Source organism: Streptococcus parasanguinis (genome assembly GCF_001074805.1).
Classification (GTDB): domain Bacteria; phylum Bacillota; class Bacilli; order Lactobacillales; family Streptococcaceae; genus Streptococcus; species Streptococcus parasanguinis_A.
Map to the genome: position 1 here is coordinate 1 of NZ_JUPI01000066.1, position 5,503 is coordinate 5,503.

Sequence of the window (5,503 nt, forward strand, 5' to 3'; positions counted from 1 at the left end):
AGATTGAGGTAGACCAAATCGTCCTTCCCGCGCAGACCGATCGGCACGGCCAAACTTTGGTAAAGGGCATGGCTCTCCCAACGACTCAAGACCTTAAGATCATTGAAAGTTTCCGCTTGGTACATTTCAAGGAAAGTCACCGAGTCCGGAATTGAGCTCTTGAGCTGTTGGATATGCTTGAGAGGCGCAAGGCCACGCGAGATGGCTTCCTTGTCATAACCTTCAGGGAAGTGACAATAACTCTATTAAATACCACTATCATACCGAAAATTAGTTTGAAGAGCAAGTTTGTCACTAGTTGCAGAGAGTAGGAGGATACTTCGTTTCACAACATTGTCCAAATGAAACATGGATAAACTAAAGTCAGTAAACAGCACTTTGAAATTAATCACAAACCTTCCCTTCTGATTTATAACGTCTTCTCTTAAAAACTATTTATCCCTTAAAATGCACTTTATTTTAAGGCAAAACTTGTTAGTAAGGGATAAATTTTATTGCTTACAATATTAAAAAAGATTGAAGAAAATTGTCCAAAATGGACTTTTTCTTCAATCTGGGAGAGAATCCGTTGGTTCTTTCTTAGTTGTAACTTTTTATCAACCTACCACTGTTGAGAAAGAGATTATCTCCTTTGTTTTGCTTCTATCTCAACCAACTCATTTAAGACTTTAATTGGGCTAGCTATTCCTTGAGTACAGGATACAGTAAAATTAAATCTGACCATAGAATATATTCTTACGAACTTCGTCACTCATTTTAGATCTGAAATTTTGTCCTTCTCTATAGTCTTTTACATCACCTTTTCCTTCAATTCTTGATGCTAAAAATGAATCTGTATCTTCAAATGCTGTAGCTACTTGATCTAAATAGTCGTTAAAACTTACAATTGTCTCTTGAATAGTGCCAGCAGTTTCTTTAAATCCATTGAAACATTCTTCTAATTTCGCTTTAGAATCATCTTCAACAATCAATCCAATCCCAGAACCAAAATTTATAAATGCCGCATCAAATTTCGCCTTAACATTTTTTATATTTTCAGGTTTTATATTTTTTTTACTCATTTTCCTACTCCTGTTTTGGATGGGTCTTTATCCATGACACAAACTCGTCATACGAGTGAATTTGTGTTTTTTCTCCAGTTTTTTCGTCTGTGGCGTACAATTCCATGACGTCTTGACCTTCTGGCGCAAACCAATGAATGATTTTATCAAACCATTCGCGCTCATTGTATTGTTTCGGACGGAAATAAATGCGATTTAAATAGTTTATATTTTTTCCTACTTCTGGAAACAATTTAGCAAAGTTAGATCCACTAACATTAATTTTAGATGATTCATCATTCATCGGGGATATAAAATTATTAAATCTTGAAAGATGATATTTTGCTAGATTATCATCAATTTGCTCAGATATCCCCCCCCTATCCCAATCATATTTTGGGCTAAAATATAGTTTTTGCTCTCTGTCAATCTTCTCCATTTCACTTTCAGAAATATCTTTAACTTTCTCTCCGCTAACAGAAACTAATACAGATCTAATATCATGACCTGCTATATCGTACATATTTAGTTTCTCCAAATCCATTGTCAGGTAATCATCGTCATTTTGTAAATATCTACGAGGAAAATTATGAACAAAACGGTATAAATTATTCTTCCCAAGTAATTCATATAAATTAAATTTAACAATTTTTTCTTTATCATGTACACTATAACTAATAATTTGAAAATATTCTTCGCTCCCAATTGGAGGAGTTTTTTTAAAATTAGTAGTATCAAGTGTATGCGAAGAAAAAGTTGTAACATAATTCTGACCAAACAAAATAACATCGTCTAAATAGTTATCGACAGCCACAAAAACAAATTTATCATTGTCCAATAATTTTATTTCCCTAATTTTTGACGGAGTTTCATTTCTATAAATTTTCTCTGAGGAATTTTTATATTTGAAAAAAATTATACTGCCAATAACAAGCATAATTAGGAATATGAGTAACCTAGCCTTATTTTTGTTTCGCATTATGAATTCTCCTGTTTTATTCCGAAATTAGAATCACTCGTACTTAATCCAAACGGATCCCATTTTAGATAATTTTCTCTTTGAAAGATATTAGATTCATTTTTTGCAAACATATTATCTAATTTAGTTAGTCCTTCATAAATATTTGATGAAGTTACGTTATTTACTCCTATATTTCCTTTATTAGTAAACAAATCAAAAGTATTTTGAGTTAGCAAGCTGTCATTTTTTTCATCCTTTGGATTATCAATATTGTTTGTTGATGCAATTTTCTTCATAATTCTCTCATACTTTTTAATAGAACTTATCTTTTTAGAGATGTCTCCTTCAGTATTTTGGTATACAAACGTTTTTAATCCATTCTTTTCTAAATCATAAATCTTCATATTCGCTTGCAAGTCATAAGTTAGATCATATTTTACAAATGTATCTTTAGAATCACCTGATAGCCGACGTCCTCCTGTACCAAAGGTACTGCCAGCTAAATCTCGCTCATGTTTGGTTATTCCTTGATCATATTCATAATATTTTTCTAAATGATCTGAAAGTGTTGAAGAATCTGATATTTTTTCTCCAACCTTTTTCTTGTAAAGATCTGAAAAAGTTACAGTTCCCACTTTATCTCCAAAATTTAGACTTGAACTAAGATTATTATCAATTTTAACGCCGGAAGAAATTAAATCCAGTATTTTATATGAACCAGGAATAAAAGAACCTAAAGCCATTTTAGCTAAATCAACTGCAAATAAAGCCGCTTCTTTATCCCGTTTTTCTCTTAACTCACGAATTTCAGATATCGCTTCAGCATTTCGAACTCCTTCCCCTGTATTGAAAAATTCTGTTGAATAACTTTTATCACTACGAATCCCCATAGAATCAGGCGCTGATACATTAAATTCAAAACCGTTTTTCCCATTAAATGTTAATCCACTTAAAACAATAGATGTATCAAGTGACATATTTGGGCCCATGTAAGAATAATCCTTCTTTGACTTTCCAATGCCAACTGCGTACAGTGATTCAAATAAACTTGTTAAAACTCCAGCACGTTTTATGTGTTCATTAAATTCCTCAAGTTGAGGTTGGATTTTAAGTTTCTCCGCTTCATAATTCTTAAATTCACTTTCACTGTCGTTAGTTTTAGGAAAATCAGGAACTAGAGCCTTTGCCAATTCAGTTATTGTTTGAGCATATCTATCTCCAGCCAAGACTAAATTCTCAAAATAAGTTTTTGCTTTTTCTTGGTCTTGATTAGCGATTGCTTGAATATATGTACGAAGGTTTTCCATTGCAAGACTCTCATCTTTTTTTACATATGAGAATTCTTTATTGACTCGATTATAAATAATATCCATCATTGCATGGCTAACTTTTGTCGTATTTACACTGCCCAATGCTGTGAAAAATTTTGTCGAAGTGCCATAACCTCGCTCCCCTAAAACAACTTTAAGGGCTTCTCCATCTCCTTCATTTTGAATGGAATCCAGAAAATCCATATTTTGTTCATTCAAATAACCCTTAGAGATTAAATCCATTGCTGTATTTAAACTAAAACTACTGATAAATCTTGCGTTATCTAATGTCGCTTTCACACCAACCAAACGATCACTCACCACAGTTAAACTACTAATAAATTGCTTTAAATTATTCTCTAATTCATCATGAGTTTTCTGACGTTCATCTCCATGTCTTGCTAAATTCATTGCTATGGAGTGGGCCCGTGCCCCCGCATCTCTTGTAAATTCAATTGCTCCTGGTTCTAAAGCTAGTGCTTTACTTGCTGCTTGAATTGCCGTATCAAGATCTTCACTTTTTTCCAAAAACTCTTTACTTTTTGTTTCCCCTAACCATGTCTTAATACTTTGAATATCTGCTGCTTTTGTTTTTACCACTTCAGAAGAAAAACCAGCTGCCGTTAATCCTGCTTCATATTTAAGGACTGCCTCACTATATAATTCTAATGTTAATGGATACGTATCATGCAATGTTTGAGATAAAGAATTCAACTTTGCTATAAAAGCTTTAATGGCATCTGCCTCTTGCCCCGTCACTTTTGCTTCAATTTTCCTCTGAACAGATGATACCTGACTTCGATACTCGACTGCAGCTTCTTTTGTTTTATTACCGTGATCAAGTAATCCACTTTTTGAAATAACTGTAACGGTCATACATTACCTCCTACTTTTCTTCTTATCCATTTTTTCATATTCTTCTCGAGCAATTGCATCTGTAAGTTGTGTGTCTAATGATCTCCTCTCTGCTTCCAATCTCATTATCTCTGCACTGATAGCATCCATTGTAGCTTGTTTATATGTTTTATCAAGATCCTCTTTTCCTTCACCAATAACCTTACTTTCCTGAAGCCTTTGTTCATCATACTTTGTCCCAGACACATGTAACTTTTCATAGCCTTCCATTACATCATCTATCTTAAGATCCACACCTTGAACTTTAGTTAGTGCACTTCTCAAGCTTTGAACCTTTTGATCAACCTGTGCTATCTGGCTTCTGAGATTACTCACTTCACTCATTTTCACTTCCCTTTCTTTAGTCAATAAATACTTTTATAGTTTGAGCAATACCATCTATAACAAAATAATTCATTTGTTTTGGTAACACTGGCTCTCTTAAAGTTTTATTTAAAATATTGATAAGTTGCTGATCATTTTGTCTCACTGCTAAAATAGCCTGTTTATAATTTCTAATTGCTTTTGATGCTATATCAATCTTACGCACTAGACCTGGTGTAGCTATTACTGCAGTTAGGAAACCAACCTGATGCCCTTTTTCAAAAAGTTTAGCCAGAATTCTAATGTCCTCATCATTTAACAAATCAACAATTTCAGATAAGTTATACACAATAAAAGTTGTTGTGTAATCTGTCTCATTTTCTGCAAATCGATCATCCATTTTAACCGAAATAGTTTGAATCATTTCATGTAATTTCTCTTTATCTGAAATGAGTGTTACAGAAGAATCTATATTATTTATTTGATGATATTCTGGTGCTAGTATAATTGTCTTTTTACCAAGTTTCACGCTCATCGAAGCAAGATGTTTTGTAATTTGTGACATTTGTTCTTCTTTTTCAAGTATATAAGCCAAATGACCTCGTTTTACATTCCATCCCATTGCCTTCGCAGTTTCCATATCTAACCCAACAGGAATTTCACCTTCATCCAGCAAGGCTACTACATCCTCACGTCCATAGAAGGCTGCTTCTGTCAACTCATCTGGCACCATTGGGATGCCTGCTGGGGTGCGACCTGTCCACATCTCTTTGAGACTTTGGACTTGGTCGCGGAGGTTGTTGATGATTTGGATATCATTATCCCCTGCGACTGGTAGGGCGAACTGGACGACATCGACTTCGTCACGCTTCATGAGCGCCCGTCCCTTGATATATTCCATGGTAGACGCCAGTGGGGTTGCTCCCACGATACCGCGGATCTCAGAGATATCATTTTGTGGCAAGGTCAGCTGG

Annotated in this window: 4 protein-coding genes and 2 pseudogenes; all 6 read right to left on the minus strand. The window is 34.3% G+C overall.

Annotated elements, in window-relative coordinates:
- A pseudogene (locus ADI76_RS11690) lies at positions 1 to 233 on the minus strand (hypothetical protein); the annotation flags it as partial.
- A 477-nt stretch (positions 234 to 710) separates the two neighbouring features.
- Positions 711 to 1,061, minus strand: a complete 351-nt coding sequence (locus ADI76_RS04775) for a hypothetical protein (protein ID WP_049514960.1) — start codon at positions 1,059 to 1,061, stop codon at positions 711 to 713.
- 4 nt (positions 1,062 to 1,065) lie between these two features.
- A complete protein-coding gene (locus tag ADI76_RS04780; RefSeq protein WP_049514961.1) occupies positions 1,066 to 2,019 on the minus strand; it encodes a hypothetical protein in 954 nt (317 codons plus the stop codon).
- On the minus strand, positions 2,019 to 4,187 hold the full coding sequence (locus ADI76_RS04785; RefSeq protein WP_049514962.1) for a hypothetical protein: 2,169 nt from the start codon (positions 4,185 to 4,187) through the stop codon (positions 2,019 to 2,021). The genes ADI76_RS04780 and ADI76_RS04785 overlap by 1 nt, the downstream gene beginning before the upstream one ends.
- A gap of 3 nt (positions 4,188 to 4,190) precedes the next feature.
- The gene (locus ADI76_RS04790) at positions 4,191 to 4,550 is read right to left on the minus strand and encodes a hypothetical protein (protein WP_049514963.1); all 360 of its coding nucleotides are present in this window, start codon (positions 4,548 to 4,550) and stop codon (positions 4,191 to 4,193) included.
- Positions 4,551 to 4,566: 16 nt separating this feature from the next.
- Positions 4,567 to 5,503, minus strand: a pseudogene (locus ADI76_RS11485) (type VII secretion protein EssC); the annotation flags it as partial.